This window comes from Citrobacter sp. CK202, from assembly GCF_030333225.1.
GTDB lineage: Bacteria > Pseudomonadota > Gammaproteobacteria > Enterobacterales > Enterobacteriaceae > Citrobacter_B > Citrobacter_B koseri.
The window spans coordinates 281,133-295,621 of the sequence record NZ_JAOWGI010000020.1 but is presented as its reverse complement, the minus strand read 5'-3'; the positions used below and the strand labels follow the sequence as shown (position 1 = coordinate 295,621).

13 protein-coding genes are annotated in these 14,489 nt (G+C 54.4%); 4 read left to right on the top strand and 9 right to left on the bottom strand.

Annotation, left to right across the window (positions count from 1 at the left end):
- Nucleotides 1–50: 50 nt before the first annotated feature.
- The 9 genes from folA to OGX84_RS04945 all read right to left on the bottom strand — a co-directional run bounded on the left by folA (nt 51) and on the right by OGX84_RS04945 (nt 8,415).
- Nucleotides 51–530, bottom strand: a complete 480-nt coding sequence (gene folA / locus OGX84_RS04985) for a type 3 dihydrofolate reductase (RefSeq protein WP_012134119.1) — start codon at nt 528–530, stop codon at nt 51–53.
- A gap of 250 nt (nt 531–780) precedes the next feature.
- Entirely contained in the window at nt 781–2,643 is a 1,863-nt protein-coding gene (gene kefC, locus OGX84_RS04980; RefSeq protein ID WP_275166247.1) for a glutathione-regulated potassium-efflux system protein KefC, read from the bottom strand.
- Nucleotides 2,636–3,166, bottom strand: coding sequence for a glutathione-regulated potassium-efflux system oxidoreductase KefF (gene kefF, locus OGX84_RS04975; RefSeq protein ID WP_047458991.1), 531 nt, complete (start codon nt 3,164–3,166; stop codon nt 2,636–2,638). The genes kefC and kefF overlap by 8 nt, the downstream gene beginning before the upstream one ends.
- Before the next feature lie 104 nt (nt 3,167–3,270).
- On the bottom strand, nt 3,271–3,504 hold the full coding sequence (locus OGX84_RS04970) for a YgdI/YgdR family lipoprotein (RefSeq protein WP_012134122.1): 234 nt from the start codon (nt 3,502–3,504) through the stop codon (nt 3,271–3,273).
- A 102-nt stretch (nt 3,505–3,606) separates the two neighbouring features.
- Nucleotides 3,607–4,938 (bottom strand): MFS transporter, encoded by a 1,332-nt coding sequence (locus OGX84_RS04965; RefSeq protein WP_058669147.1) that lies wholly within the window; start codon nt 4,936–4,938, stop codon nt 3,607–3,609.
- A 117-nt stretch (nt 4,939–5,055) separates the two neighbouring features.
- Nucleotides 5,056–5,343 (bottom strand): ferredoxin-like protein FixX, encoded by a 288-nt coding sequence (gene fixX, locus OGX84_RS04960; protein ID WP_012134124.1) that lies wholly within the window; start codon nt 5,341–5,343, stop codon nt 5,056–5,058.
- Nucleotides 5,340–6,626, bottom strand: a complete 1,287-nt coding sequence (locus OGX84_RS04955) for an FAD-dependent oxidoreductase (RefSeq protein WP_110494690.1) — start codon at nt 6,624–6,626, stop codon at nt 5,340–5,342. Before OGX84_RS04955 ends, fixX begins: the two co-directional genes overlap by 4 nt.
- Before the next feature lie 61 nt (nt 6,627–6,687).
- Entirely contained in the window at nt 6,688–7,629 is a 942-nt protein-coding gene (locus OGX84_RS04950; RefSeq protein WP_286457504.1) for an electron transfer flavoprotein subunit alpha/FixB family protein, read from the bottom strand.
- 15 nt (nt 7,630–7,644) lie between these two features.
- Nucleotides 7,645–8,415: an electron transfer flavoprotein FixA gene (locus tag OGX84_RS04945; RefSeq protein WP_024130717.1), complete on the bottom strand. Its 771-nt coding sequence runs from the start codon at nt 8,413–8,415 to the stop codon at nt 7,645–7,647.
- Between the two features lie 480 nt (nt 8,416–8,895).
- Here OGX84_RS04945 and caiT point away from each other — a divergent pair, with 480 nt between their 5' ends.
- From caiT to caiC, 4 genes are all read left to right on the top strand, one after another.
- Complete coding sequence (caiT, locus tag OGX84_RS04940) at nt 8,896–10,413, top strand: L-carnitine/gamma-butyrobetaine antiporter (protein ID WP_012134129.1); 1,518 nt, start codon at nt 8,896–8,898, stop codon at nt 10,411–10,413.
- A gap of 33 nt (nt 10,414–10,446) precedes the next feature.
- Nucleotides 10,447–11,589, top strand: coding sequence for a crotonobetainyl-CoA dehydrogenase (gene caiA / locus OGX84_RS04935; RefSeq protein WP_286457502.1), 1,143 nt, complete (start codon nt 10,447–10,449; stop codon nt 11,587–11,589).
- Nucleotides 11,590–11,644: 55 nt separating this feature from the next.
- Nucleotides 11,645–12,862: an L-carnitine CoA-transferase gene (gene caiB, locus OGX84_RS04930; RefSeq protein ID WP_024130718.1), complete on the top strand. Its 1,218-nt coding sequence runs from the start codon at nt 11,645–11,647 to the stop codon at nt 12,860–12,862.
- A gap of 65 nt (nt 12,863–12,927) precedes the next feature.
- Complete coding sequence (gene caiC / locus OGX84_RS04925) at nt 12,928–14,481, top strand: crotonobetaine/carnitine-CoA ligase (protein ID WP_047459004.1); 1,554 nt, start codon at nt 12,928–12,930, stop codon at nt 14,479–14,481.
- The last annotated feature ends 8 nt before the right edge of the window (nt 14,482–14,489 follow it).

The window sequence follows — 14,489 nt, the reverse complement described above, 5'->3', positions numbered from 1 at the left end:
GATGGCGCTTCGCTTATCAGGCCTACAAATCCGCATTACAACATGCCGGATTAACGACGTTCCAGAATCTCGAAGCAGTAGCTGTGAGAATTCTGCTCATCGGCGTCGTGGAACTCGCTGAAGACCGATTCCCAGTCATCCGGTTCGTAGTCCGGGAAATGGGTGTCCCCTTCCACTTCGGCATCAATATGCGTCAGATACAGTTTCTGCGCTTTCGGCAAGAACTGTTCGTACACGCGTCCGCCGCCAATCACCATAATCTCTGGCGCATCGCCGCAGGCGGCAATCGCTTCATCGACCGATTTCACCCACTGCACGCGATCGTCAGTGCCAGGCTGGCTGCTGATGACGATGTTTTTACGCCCTGGCAGCGGTCGCCCGATGGATTCCCAGGTATGGCGCCCCATAACCACAGGCTTGTTTAAGGTGTTACGTTTAAACCAGGCGAGATCGGCAGGCAGGTTCCACGGCATGGCGTTTTCCATGCCGATAACGCGATCTACCGCTAACGCCGCAATCAGACTGATCATTGAATATTTCCTGGATACAAAAAATTGTCGCCACTATACGGAAAGAGCAATCTTTCGTCGACTAACGAAAAGAGGAATAGCACGAAAATTTTCCGTTCTGCTGGCAACCCGACTTATTTAAAGCGGTGTCAGCTCGCAGGCCGCCATCAGGCAATCAGACGCGCCATCCGGCCTACGATGGTTTGTAGGCCCGGTAAGCGCAGCGCCACCGGGCAAATTGCCGGATGACGGCATAAACGCCTTACCTGGCCTACGATGACGGTTTCACTTCCGGCTCATCAGCTGCATCACCCGTATGTTTACCTTCATCCGTGCCTTGCCAGCCGTGGCGTTGAATTAACGATAAATGTTCACGGTCTTCAGTAATAATCTCGCTCAACATAGCGCTGGTGCGTTTATAGACAGCCGCGCGGGACGTTGGATCGTTTTCCCCTTTCGCCATCTCTTCCACCATCTGCGTATTAAAACGACGGAACAGATCGGCACGCTCGCGCGCCTCGTAGCGTCCCAGCCCTAATTTCTCCAGCGCCTGACGCCCTGTTTTTAACGCGCCTTCAAACGTTTCACGCTCCGGCATCTCAACACCGGCCTGTCGCAAACGAATGTAGTGATCGACATCGCGGGCGCGGGCAATAATTTGCAGGTCGGGGAAATGGGCTTTTACCATTTCTGTCAGTTGTAAACTGGTTTGCGGATCGTCAATCGCGTTGATCAGCACTTCCGCTTTCGCCGCACCGGCAGACTCCAGCAGATCCATGCGCGTCGCGTCACCGTAAAAGACCTTCATGCCAAATTTGCGCAGCGTTTCAATATGATCCGGGTCATGGTCGAGAACCACCATTTTTACCCCGCTCGACAGCAGCAAACGCCCCGTAATCTGCCCAAAACGGCCAAATCCGGCGATAATCACGCGCGGTTGCTCCGCATCGATCTCATCCGCTTCACGCGCTTCACCGATTGCGGATTTTTCCAGACGGCTCAGGAGCACCAGAAAAATGGGCGTCGCCGCCATTGAGAGCGCAACGGTGAGCGTCAACGCCTTCGCCCATTCCGGGTCGAGTACACTGGCCATTTGCGCCGCGCCGAATACCACAAAGGCAAACTCACTCCCCTGTCCTAATAATACGGCAAACCAGAGACGTTGCTTATTCGGCACCCGTAGCGGCCTGGCGACCAGCCACAGCATTACCGTTTTAATTACCAGGAAACCGACCAGCAGGATAAGAATGCGTAACGGATTATCGATCAGCGTGCCAAAGTCGATAGACATGCCGACGCCGATAAAGAACAGCCCCAGCAGCAGCCCTTTAAATGGCTCTATGTCGCTTTCCAGCGCATGCCGGTATTCCGAGCTTGCCAGCAACACGCCCGCCAGAAACGCCCCCATCGCCATTGACAGCCCCACTTCTTCCAGCAGCAAGCCGAAGCCAAAGACCAGAAACAGGGCCACGGCGCTGAACACTTCACGCAAACCGGAACGCGCGACAAAACGCAACGCCGGGCGCGTGACATAGCGCCCTAACAGCACCACCAGCGCCAGCGCTCCCGCCACTTTTAACGCAGACAGCGCAAAGACGCCCAGCGTCGTTGAGGCGCTGCTGGCGGCCAGTAAGGGGATCATCGCCACCAGTGGAATAGCGGCAATATCCTGAAACAGCAGCACGGCGAATGTGCTACGGCCCATTTGCGAGACGGTCAGGTTACGCTCATCCATCGCCTGCATCGCAATCGCCGTGGAAGAGAGCGCCAGCGTCATGCCGATCAGCTCCGCCACCTGCCAGCGCAGACCGAGGAACATACAGAACAGGCCAATCAACCCACCGCATACCACCATCTGCAACGCGCCGCCGCCAAAAACCGACGCACGCAATTTCCACAAACGCTGCGGGTCCAGCTCCAGCCCAATCACAAACAGCATCAGCACCACGCCAATTTCGGCGAAATGAAGAATAGCTTCAGCGTCCGTCACCAGACGCAGCCCCCACGGGCCGATAATACACCCGGCAATGAGGTAGCCCAGCACCGACCCTAAGCCCAGCCGGACGGCAATCGGCACAATCAGCGCGGCCGACCCCAGGTAAATCAGCGCCTGTATCAGCGTATGGCTATCCATGATTTGCCTCCTGCCACGCCAGCAAACGTTGCTTATAGTGGCGCGCCTGCGCCTGGAGCGTTTCGTCATCACAGACAAACGTACAGTGCATCGCAAAAGGCGGCAGCCAGTTGAGCCCACAATAGAGCGCGGTAGCCTGTAACGGCTGCGAGAGCACGTCAAAGCCCGGATAGGCACCAATAGCGAAGTGGCTTTCGCCTCCGCCGGTCGTCACGGCCCACATCAGATCTTTGCCCCGGAGCGCCGTGCCGCCATGCCCGTAGGCCCAGCCATGCGCGAGGACTTTGTCCATCCAGAGTTTGAGTAAAGGGGGAACGCTGTACCACTGCATTGGATGCTGCCAGATGATAAGACGCGCGCGCGCCAGCGCCTGCTGTTCGGCGGCAACATCAATATTGAAGTCAGGGTAAAGTTGATAGAGCGAACGAATTTCGACGCCATCCAGCGTCCTTGCCTGTTCCAGCATCCGTTTATTCGCATGCGAGTGCTGCGGATACGGATGGGCATAAATAATGAGGATCATGAAGTAGCCTGTTATTTTACATCTCTGTTTTACCACAGAGTGTAGTCAGTAATTTAACAGGCTAATAGTGAATATTATTGAGCAGCTAAATGGATAAAACTGAATTAATTATCCAGTTCGCTCATGTTCTTCACCTGATCGCGGTTGATCTGTTCCGTTTTACCGGTTTCTGCGTTTTTGTAGGACACCAGTCCGGTATCATCATCGACCTGTGGTTTACCATCAGTGACGATCGTCTTGCCGTCGGTGGTTTTTATGGCCTGGTTTGATGAACAGCCCGCTACGGTAAATACCGTCGCAGCGGCAAAAAGAGACGCAATAAGAAGTTGTTTTTGCATGGTGTTCTCCCTGCTTTTCAGTCATTTTCAGTGGTATACCCATTAACTATAGACTAACTGACTGACCTTAAAAGAAAATACAGAACACTCTGAAGATATCCCCTAGCACAGAGGCTTGTTGCGAATCGTCATACTGCTCGTCTGGGCAAGCGTCAGTCCACGCGTCTCCGGCGCAAAAGCGATGGAAATAAGCAGACCGATAAGTGAAATTCCCGCCCCCATCAGCATGACGTAGCTGATCCCATATCTGGTGATGAAGATCGGCAGCGCCCACGTTGAAAGGATGGTGCCAATTCGACTCAGGGACATAATGACGCCCACGGCAGACGCGCGAATATCCGTCGGGAACAGCTCATTCGGGTAGAGCCACTGAAGGTTCCCCGGGCCGCCGGAGAAAAAGGCGTACACCGCAAAGGCCGCAACCACCAGCCAGATCCCCATTTCTGGGATCAGCCCCAGCACAGCCAGCGCCAGCGTCATCATGACAAAGCTGCCGATCAGCAATGGCCGTCGCCCTATGCTGTTCAGCCAGTACATCGGCGGAATGCAGCCCAGCATAAAGAACAAACTGATCACCACATTGCCCAGCGCCGCGCTTTTCCCGACGCCCAGCCCCAGCAGGCCGACAATCTGCGGGCCAAAGGTATAGATGGCGAACATCGGGATGACCTGGCAGGTCCAGATGGCGGCGACAAACAAAACAAACGGGAAGTGACGGCGATTAAACAGCTGTAAGAAGCGCGTCTTCTGGGGCGGTTCTTCATCGAACGCCACCGGCTCGCCAAACAGTTTAATCATCATCTCCTCGCACTCTTTCACCCGCCCCTTACGCAACAGCCAGCGCGGTGATTCGGGAAGATCGAAGCGCCCGATCAGGATCATAATGCAGGGAATTGCCGCGCTCCCCAGCATCCAGCGCCATCCGCCCGCCACATCGTACAACCAGTAGCCGACCAGATCGGCGCAGGTGGCGCCGACGTACCACATCGCGGCAATAAAACTGATCGAGAAGGCGCGCTGGCGGGTGTTGGAAAACTCGGTGATCATCGAGGTGGCGATAGGATAATCCGCGCCAATCACCACCCCAATCAGCACGCGCATGACAAGCAACTCCATCGGCGATGAGACAAACATCGTCGCTACCGATATCACCCCAATGGCGATGATATCGATGAGGAACATTTTACGTCGCCCCACTTTGTCTGAGATATAGCCGAACAGCGACGTACCGACAAACAACCCGGCCAGCGTGCCTGCCCCCAGTAACCCCAGCCACTGCGCATCCAGCTTCAGCGCAGGCGTGAGCTGCTCCAGCGCCACGCCAATCATGACCAGTACGTAACCGTCCAGGAACGGCCCGCCGCTTCCCCACAGCATAATTCTACGGTGAATGGAGGAAAATTTAATGTCGTCAAAGTTCCTGGGCTGCTGCATAGCCGCGTCCTGTTTTGTTTTCACTTGATACCTGATGGCGCTACGCTTATCAGGCCTACGAATCACGTATTTTGTAGGCCGGATAAGACGCGTCAGCGACGCCATCCGGCATCAACCTCAGCCGTAGCGAAATTCCACGCCAAAGGTGCCGCGCGGGTATTCCCATTTCTCCAGCGCCGTCCCCAACCCGAGAATTCGACAGGTGCCGCACTCCAGGCACCCGGCGTAATCAAAGCGCACGCTGCCGTCGTCCTGCTTTTTATACAACCCGGCCGGACACGCCTTGATCAGCACCTCCAGCGCCTGCTTATCCGGTTCGGTTTTCAGGATGATGTGCGGATTGTCTTCATCCACATTGAATTTATTGACGCCCAGTTTGACGTCCACATTGACGGGAGAAGTCATAATACGGTCACTCCTTTGATGCCATCCTTCATCAGGTTGATGAAGCCCACTTTCTTCGCGTGGCGCAGGATTTTTTTACGCACAGGGACGGGAGCGCTGCCATCGACGGTAAACAGATCGCGGGCAATGCCCACCGCCATTTCAGGGTAGCGCGTGAACATACGCGGGTTGTCCAGAAACGCCGGTAAGCGCTGGTACATACGCATATCCCGCATCGGCCCGTTGTCGAGATGCTGTTGATATTCCGCCAGCCCCTGTCGGCTGAAATCGTTGCTCTGCATGGCCGAAAGTACGGTCTTCGCCGCCGCTTCCCCTGCCGCGACGGCCAGGTCCATACCGCGAATCGTAAAACCGAGGTTCATACACATACCGGCGGCGTCACCGGCAATCAGCACGCCGTCGCCCACCAGCTCCGGCTGCATATTCATTCCCGCTTCCGGGACGACGTGCGCGGCGTACTCCAGCAGTTTTCCGCCCGCAATCAGCGGCGCCACCGCCGGATGCTGTTTAAAATCTTCCAGCATTTGTGGAACCGACTTTTTCGCCTCTTTCAGATGATGCAGACCGCAAACCAGCCCCAAAGAGAGGGTCGTTTTATTGGTATAGAGGAAGCCGCCGCCCATCAGACCATCGGTCGGAGAACCGGCAAACAGACAGGCTGCGCCTTCATTTCCCTGTAATCCGAAGCGATCCACAATGACCGATTCAGGCAACTCAATTAACTCTTTTACGCCTACCGCGACATGGGCGGCATCTACACGTTTCGCCATTCCCAGTTTTTCCGCCAACAGCGAGTTCACGCCATCAGCGAGAATGACCGTTTTCGCTTCAATAACGTCGCCATCCGCCTCAACGCCCACCACTTTGCCGTCGCGCTGAACAAGATTATCCACGCGGATGCCGGTTATCAGCTGCGCGCCCGCCTCTTCAGCCTGTTCCATCAGCCAGGCGTCAAATTTACTGCGCAATACGGAATAAGAGACCTGCGAAGGCGCGGCATCCTCGCCATTGACGTAATCCACCGCCATCGCCCCTTTTTCGGTCATAAAAGCGAGTTTTTCATGGGTGATCACGCGTTCAACCGGGGCATGTTCAGCAAAACCGGGGATAATGCGCTCCAGACTGTGCGCGTAGATGCGCCCGCCGGTGACATTCTTCGCGCCAGCGGAATTGCCGCGCTCAATAACCAGCACCTGTGCCCCTTCGCGGGCGAGCACCAGCGCCGCGACGGAACCCGCCAGCCCGGCCCCCACGATGATGGCATCAAAGATATCTTCGGACATAAGAACTCCAGATTTACCTGTCAGCGGCAGGGCCGATACCCACAAGCCCTGCCCGAGTGGATCAGCGTGCTAAAGCGCTCGTAAGCGCAGGCAGAATCTTCATCACATCGCCGACAATGCCGTAATCAGCGTATTGAAATATCGGCGCATTTTTATCTTTGTTGATGGCGCAGATGGTTTGTGAACCGTTCGCGCCCACCATGTGCTGGATCTGCCCGGAAATGCCCACCGCGAGGTAAAGCTCTGGTTTAAGCATCAGGTTGGAGATGCCGACATAACGCTCGTGCTCCATCCATTTTTCGTTTTCCGCCACCGGACGAGAACACGCCAGTTCCGCGCCAATGGCCTGACACAGCGCCTGGGCCAGCGAGATATTCTCTTTGCTGCCGATGCCGCGCCCAACGCTAACCACCAGTCGCGCTTTATCAAGATCGACCGTGTTGCTCTGGCGCGCCTGCGTTGCGGTGCGCGTTACGACGACATCTGGCGACTGCCACTGCACGTCATGCGACTCGCCGTGGCGGGACGCGTCCGCCTGTTGCGCCTCGAACGTGCCGCTGCCGACGGTGATCACCGCATACGGTGATGTGATGGTCTCTTCGCCAATCGCCAGCCCGCCGTAGACCATATGCCGGACGGTCGCATGGCCCTCCTGCTGCGTTACCGCACTGGCGTCGTTAGAGACGGCCGCCGCGAGACGAAATCCCAGCTTTGCCGCCAGCAGTTTGCCACGGCGGGTATTAGGCAGCAGCACCAGACCCGAATCCCTCTGCTGGTGAATCGTCTGCGCCATCACCCCGGCGTAATCTTCCACCATGCAGTCGTCCGGTTTACCGCGTAAATGCCAGATGTGATTCGCCCCCAGCTGGCGTGCCGTCTCGCCCTCGGCGTCGTGCTGCACAAACGCATGAATCTGCTCGCCTGAAGCCAGTGCGCCGCTCATCAGTTCCGGCAGACGAGAAGGGGTATCGCTGAATACCCAGACATGAGAAAACGTGTTCATAATATCCCCCGGTAATTAAATGATTTTGCGCAGATGTTCGGCGAACGCGGCGATCTGCTCTTCACCATCGCCTTCAATAACGATGCGCTGACGCTCGCGTTGTTTCGGTGCGGCGACCTTCTGGACGGAGTACGCGTCTGGCGCACTGAAACCAATATCCGCCGCAGACCAGACCTGCACCGGTTTTTTTGCCGCGCCCAGAATCGCTTTCATCGACGGGATCTGCGGAGCGTTAATGTCTGTGGAGACCGCCACCACCGCAGGCAGGGGAATACTCAGGGTTTCAATTTCATCTTCCAGTTCACGCTCAACGGTAAGCGCACTTTCCGTCAGGGAGAGGATTTTGCTCACGCCGTTGATGGCCGGAATGTTCAGCGTTTCACCCACCAGCAGGCTGACCTGCTGGGCATAAAGGTCGGAGGAACCGTCGCCGCAAACGATCAGATCAAAGCCCGATTTTTGCGCGGCGGCGGCAAGCGCTGCGGCGGTGCGTTGCGGCAAAGCCTGTTCAAACTGCTCGTCTATCACCACGACCAGTTCATCTGGCCCACGGGAAAGCACATCTTTACGCCCTTTGGCGTTGGTCAGCGCCTTGCCGCCTACGCTCATGGCAATCACCTGGGCATCGCTTGTCTGCTGCTTTAACTGGCAGGCAGCTTCAATCGCATTCAGATCGTACTGACTGATTTTGGCATCCGCTTTGCTGATATCTAATGAACCATCGGCATTATTGATCGCAATATCCTGTTCATCAGGCACGCACTTGTAACAAGTAATTATCTTCATTGCATCTCCAGAAATCATGAAGGAAACGTCATCCATATCGGCGGTGTTAAATACAGATATCACGCTCTTTAATTCGGAAATAAAACTTTAATCACCAATATTGAAAATGTCACACGCTGATATTTACAACTTTCAATATTGTTAAGCACCTCACTAATATTGAACAGCCCCCGTAGAACATAAAAAATTTCAATATTGTTTGATGGATCACCAATATTGAATGAGAGATGCGCACAATTCGACCAAAATGCAACACATCCAATTGTTTTACATTGATTTTATTTGAAAATAAGGGTCAAAAATACCAGACAAAAAAGTGTGATCAACATAACGGATTACCGCAAAATGAATACCCATTATGAGTTACTCGCCAAAGCGACTCTGAGGTCTAACTGTCATCAGATTATTACTAAGAAAAATAAACAAAATATAACAAACGGGAACGTAACATAAATTTCGTTTTGACACTGGAATTGACTCATGAAAAATGAAAAGAGAAAGTCCGGGATTGAACCTAAGGTTTTTTTCCCGCCGTTAATAATTGTAGGGATACTTTGTTGGCTAACCGTCAGAGATCTCGACGCTGCGAATATTGTTATTAATGCCGTCTTCAGTTATGTCACAAATATCTGGGGTTGGGCATTTGAATGGTACATGGTGGTGATGCTTTTTGGCTGGTTCTGGCTGGTCTTCGGCCCTTACGCTAAAAAAAGATTAGGTGATGAACCGCCGGAATTCAGCACCGCCAGCTGGATTTTCATGATGTTCGCCTCCTGCACTTCCGCCGCCGTGCTGTTCTGGGGCTCAATCGAAATTTATTATTACATCTCGACGCCGCCCTTTGCTCTGGCACCTGGCTCCAACGGCGCCAAAGAGATCGGCCTCGCCTACAGCCTGTTTCACTGGGGGCCGTTACCGTGGGCGACTTACAGCTTCCTCTCCGTCGCGTTCGCCTACTTCTTTTTTGTTCGCAAAATGGACGTGATTCGTCCCAGCTCCACGCTGGTGCCTTTAGTGGGCGAGAAACACGCGAAAGGGTTATTCGGTACTATTGTCGATAACTTCTATCTGGTGGCGCTGATCTTCGCGATGGGCACCAGCCTCGGTCTGGCGACGCCGCTGGTGACAGAGTGTATGCAGTATCTGTTCGGCATCCCTCATACGCTGGAACTGGACGCCATCATCATTACCTGCTGGATCGTTCTGAACGCCATTTGCGTGGCCTGCGGCCTGCAAAAAGGGGTGAAAATCGCCAGTGACGTGCGTAGCTATCTCAGCTTCCTGATGCTCGGCTGGGTGTTTATCGTCAGCGGCGCCAGCTTCATCATGAACTACTTCACCGATTCCGTCGGTATGCTGTTGATGTATCTGCCACGCATGTTGTTCTACACCGATGCGATCGGCAAAGGCGGCTTCCCGCAGGGTTGGACCGTTTTCTACTGGGCATGGTGGGTCATTTATGCCATCCAGATGAGTATCTTCCTCGCGCGTATTTCCCGCGGCCGTACCGTGCGCGAACTGTGCTTTGGGATGGTGCTCGGCCTGACCGCCTCCACCTGGATTCTGTGGACCGTTCTTGGCAGCAACACCCTGCTGCTGATGGATAAAAATATCCTCAATATTCCACAACTGATCGAACAGCACGGCGTGGCGCGCGCCATCATCGAAACTTGGGCCGCACTGCCATTCAGCACGGCTACGATGTGGGGATTCTTCATCCTCTGCTTTATCGCTACCGTCACGCTGATTAACGCCTGCTCCTACACGCTGGCCATGTCCACCTGCCGCGAAGTGCGCGACGGTGAAGAGCCGCCGCTGCTGGTACGTATCGGCTGGTCGGTGCTGGTTGGCGTTATCGGCATCGTCCTGTTAGCGCTCGGCGGGTTAAAACCCATTCAAACCGCGATTATCGCCGGAGGATGCCCGCTGTTCTTCGTCAACATCATGGTAACGCTCTCCTTTATCAAAGACGCCAAAGTGCACTGGAAAGATAAATAAACGCAATAAACTCCTTACAAATGAGGCTGGAAGATGGATTTTAATTTGAATGACGAGCAGGAACTGTTTGTCGCCGGTATTCGTGAACTGATGGCCAGTGAGAACTGGGAAGCCTACTTTGCCGAGTGCGATCGCGACAGCGTCTACCCGGAACGTTTTGTGAAAGCGCTGGCGGATATGGGCATCGACAGCCTGTTGATCCCGGAAGAACACGGCGGGCTGGAAGCCGGTTTCGTCACCGTTGCCGCCGTATGGATGGAACTGGGGCGTCTGGGCGCGCCAACTTACGTGTTGTACCAATTGCCGGGAGGTTTTAACACTTTCCTGCGTGAAGGGACCCAGGAGCAAATTGATAAAATCATGGCGTTCCAGGGAACCGGCAAGCAGATGTGGAACTCGGCGATCACCGAACCGGGAGCGGGATCGGATGTTGGCAGTTTAAAAACTACCTATACCCGTAAAAATGGTAAGGTTTATCTTAACGGCAGCAAGTGTTTCATCACCAGTAGCGCCTACACCCCCTACATCGTGGTGATGGCACGGGACGGCGCCTCCCCGGACAAACCGATTTATACCGAATGGTTTGTCGATATGAGCAAACCCGGCATCAAGGTTAACAAACTTGAGAAGCTCGGCCTGCGCATGGACAGCTGCTGTGAAATCAATTTTGACGATGTTGAGCTGGACGAAAAAGACATGTTCGGCCGGGAAGGTAATGGCTTTAACCGCGTAAAAGAAGAGTTCGACCACGAACGTTTCCTGGTGGCTTTAACCAACTACGGTACGGCGATGTGCGCGTTCGAAGACGCCGCGCGTTACGCCAATCAGCGTGTGCAGTTTGGCGAGACGATCGGTCGCTTCCAGCTGATTCAGGAGAAGTTCGCGCATATGGCGATCAAATTAAACTCCATGAAAAACATGCTGCTGGAAGCCGCGTGGAAAGCGGATAACGGCACCATCACCTCGGGCGATGCCGCGATGTGTAAATACTTCTGCGCCAACGCCGCGTTTGACGTGGTAGACAGCACCATGCAGGTATTGGGCGGCGTCGGGATTGCGGGCAACCACCGCATTACGCGTTTCTGGCGTGACCTGCGCGTTGACCGCGTCTCCGGCGGCTCTGACGAAATGCAGATCCTGACGCTCGGCCGCGCCGTGCTGAAGCAATACCGTTAAACATTGCCCGGTGGCGCTGCGCTTACCGGGCCTACAAAAATGCAGGAATTTATTTATGAACCGTTTACCGATGCCCACTTTCGGGCCGCTCGCCGGATTGCGGGTCGTGTTCTCCGGGATTGAAATCGCCGGGCCGTTCGCCGGACAAATGTTCGCAGAATGGGGCGCGGAAGTGATCTGGATTGAAAATGTCGCCTGGGCCGATACCATTCGCGTCCAGCCGAACTATCCGCAGCTTTCACGCCGAAACTTGCATGCTCTCTCCCTTAACATCTTCAAAGATGAAGGTCGGGAAGCGTTTCTGAAGCTCATGGAAACCACTGACATCTTCATCGAAGCCAGCAAAGGCCCGGCGTTTGCCCGTCGCGGAATTACCGATGACGTGCTGTGGGAACACAACCCCAAACTGGTGATCGCCCACCTTTCCGGTTTCGGCCAGTACGGCACGGAGGAGTACACCAACCTCCCGGCTTACAACACCATCGCCCAGGCCTTTAGCGGCTACCTGATTCAGAACGGCGATGTCGATCAACCCATGCCCGCGTTCCCGTATACGGCGGACTATTTTTCCGGGATGACCGCCACCACCGCCGCGCTGGCGGCTTTGCACAGAGTGCGTGAAACCGGCAAAGGCGAAAGCATTGATGTGGCGATGTATGAAGTGATGCTGCGCATGGGTCAGTACTTCATGATGGATTACTTCAACGGCGGCGAAATTTGCCCGCGCATGACCAAAGGCAAAGACCCCTACTACGCCGGATGCGGGCTGTATAAATGCGCAGACGGTTACATCGTGATGGAGCTGGTCGGCATTACGCAGATCAACGAGTGCTTTAAGGATATCGGCCTGGCGCACATTCTGGGTACGCCAGAGGTGCCGGAAGGCACCCAGCTTATCCATCGCGTTGAGTGCCCTTACGGGCCGTTAGTCGAGGAAAAACTGGATGCGTGGCTGGCGACCCGTTCCATCGCCGACGTGCAGGCGCGTTTCGCCGAGCTGAATATCGCCTGCGCGAAAGTGCTGACCATTCCAGAACTGGAAAGCAACCCGCAGTACGTCGCCCGCGAATCCATTACCGAGTGGCACACGATGGATGGCCGCACCTGTAAAGGGCCAAACATCATGCCGAAATTCAAAAACAACCCAGGGAAAATCTGGCGTGGCATGCCGTCGCATGGCATGGACACCGCCGCCATTCTAAAAAACATCGGTTACAACGAAGCAGATATACAGGAACTGGTCAGCAAGGGTCTGGCCAAAGTTGAGGATTAAACGCAAAGCGCTAACCGGTTTATCCGGTTAGCGCGCATGCCTATTTTCGAACGGATAACAGTGCAATGGATATCGTTGGCGGACAAAACTTACGTCAGATGTGGGACGACCTGGCCGAGGTATACGGAAATAAAACGGCGCTTATTTTTGAATCCAGCGAAGGCGTTGTCCGGCAATTCAGCTACGCGTCGCTGAATGAGGAGATCAACCGCACGGCGAACCTTTTCCTCGCCTCAGGCATTCAGAAAGGCGATAACGTCGCGCTGCATCTGGATAACTGCCCGGAGTTCTTTTTCTGCTGGTTTGGTCTGGCCAAAATTGGCGCCATCATGGTGCCGATCAATGCCAGGCTCCTGCGCGAAGAGAGCGCCTGGATTTTACAAAACAGCCGCGCGCAGCTCATCGTCACCAGCGCTGAATTTTATCCGATGTATCGCCAGATACTGCTTGAGGACGATACCCTGCTCAATCATATCTGTCTGATTGGCGAAAATGCGCCCGTTGAAGATAACGTTAGCCATTTTTCTCAACTGAAAGACCAGCAGCCTGCCACATTGTGCTATGCGCCGCCGTTATCCACTGACGACACGGCGGAGATTCTGTTTACGTCTGGCACCACCTCGCGGCCCAAAGGCGTGGTCATTACCCATTACAACCTGCGTTTTGCGGGTTACTACTCCTCCTGGCAGTGTGCGCTGCGTGAAGATGACGTCTATCTGACGGTGATGCCCGCCTTTCATATTGACTGTCAGTGTACTGCGGCAATGGCGGCATTCTCCGCAGGCAGCACCTTTGTGCTGATCGAAAAATACAGCGCCCGCGCGTTCTGGGGACAGGTACGAAAGTATCGTGCCACCGTCACGGAATGTATTCCGATGATGATCAGGACGCTGATGGTGCAGCCCGCTTCCCCGGAAGAGAGGCAGCATTGTCTGCGCGAAGTGATGTTCTATCTCAACCTTTCCGTGCAGGAAAAAGACGCTTTTATTGCACGTTTCGGCGTCCGACTGCTGACCTCTTACGGGATGACGGAAACCATTGTCGGCATTATTGGCGATCGTCCCGGCGATAAACGGCGCTGGCCATCTATTGGTCGCCCTGGATTTTGCTATGAGGCGGACATCCGCGATGAGCAGAACCGCTCGCTGCCCGCCGGAGAAATCGGTGAAATCTGTATTAAAGGCGTGCCGGGAAAAACCATCTTTAAAGAGTATTACGCCAGGCCGGAAGCCACCGCCAAAGCGCTGGAAGCCAACGGCTGGCTGCATACCGGTGATTCCGGCTATCGGGATGAGGAGGGATTTTTCTATTTCGTTGACAGGCGTTGCAACATGATTAAACGCGGCGGCGAAAATGTCTCCTGCGTCGAACTGGAAAACATTATTTCGGCTCATCCCAAAATTCAGGACATCGTCGTTATTGGTATTCACGATTCGATCCGCGATGAAGCCATTAAAGCCTTTGTGGTGCTTAATGAAGGTGAAACATTAACGGAAGAGGAGTTTTTCGCTTTCTGTGAACAGAATATGGCGAAATTCAAAGTCCCCTCTTTTCTTGAGATAAGAAATGATCTGCCCCGAAATTGTTCAGGAAAAATAATTAAAAAGAACCTGAAATAAGCATTCTT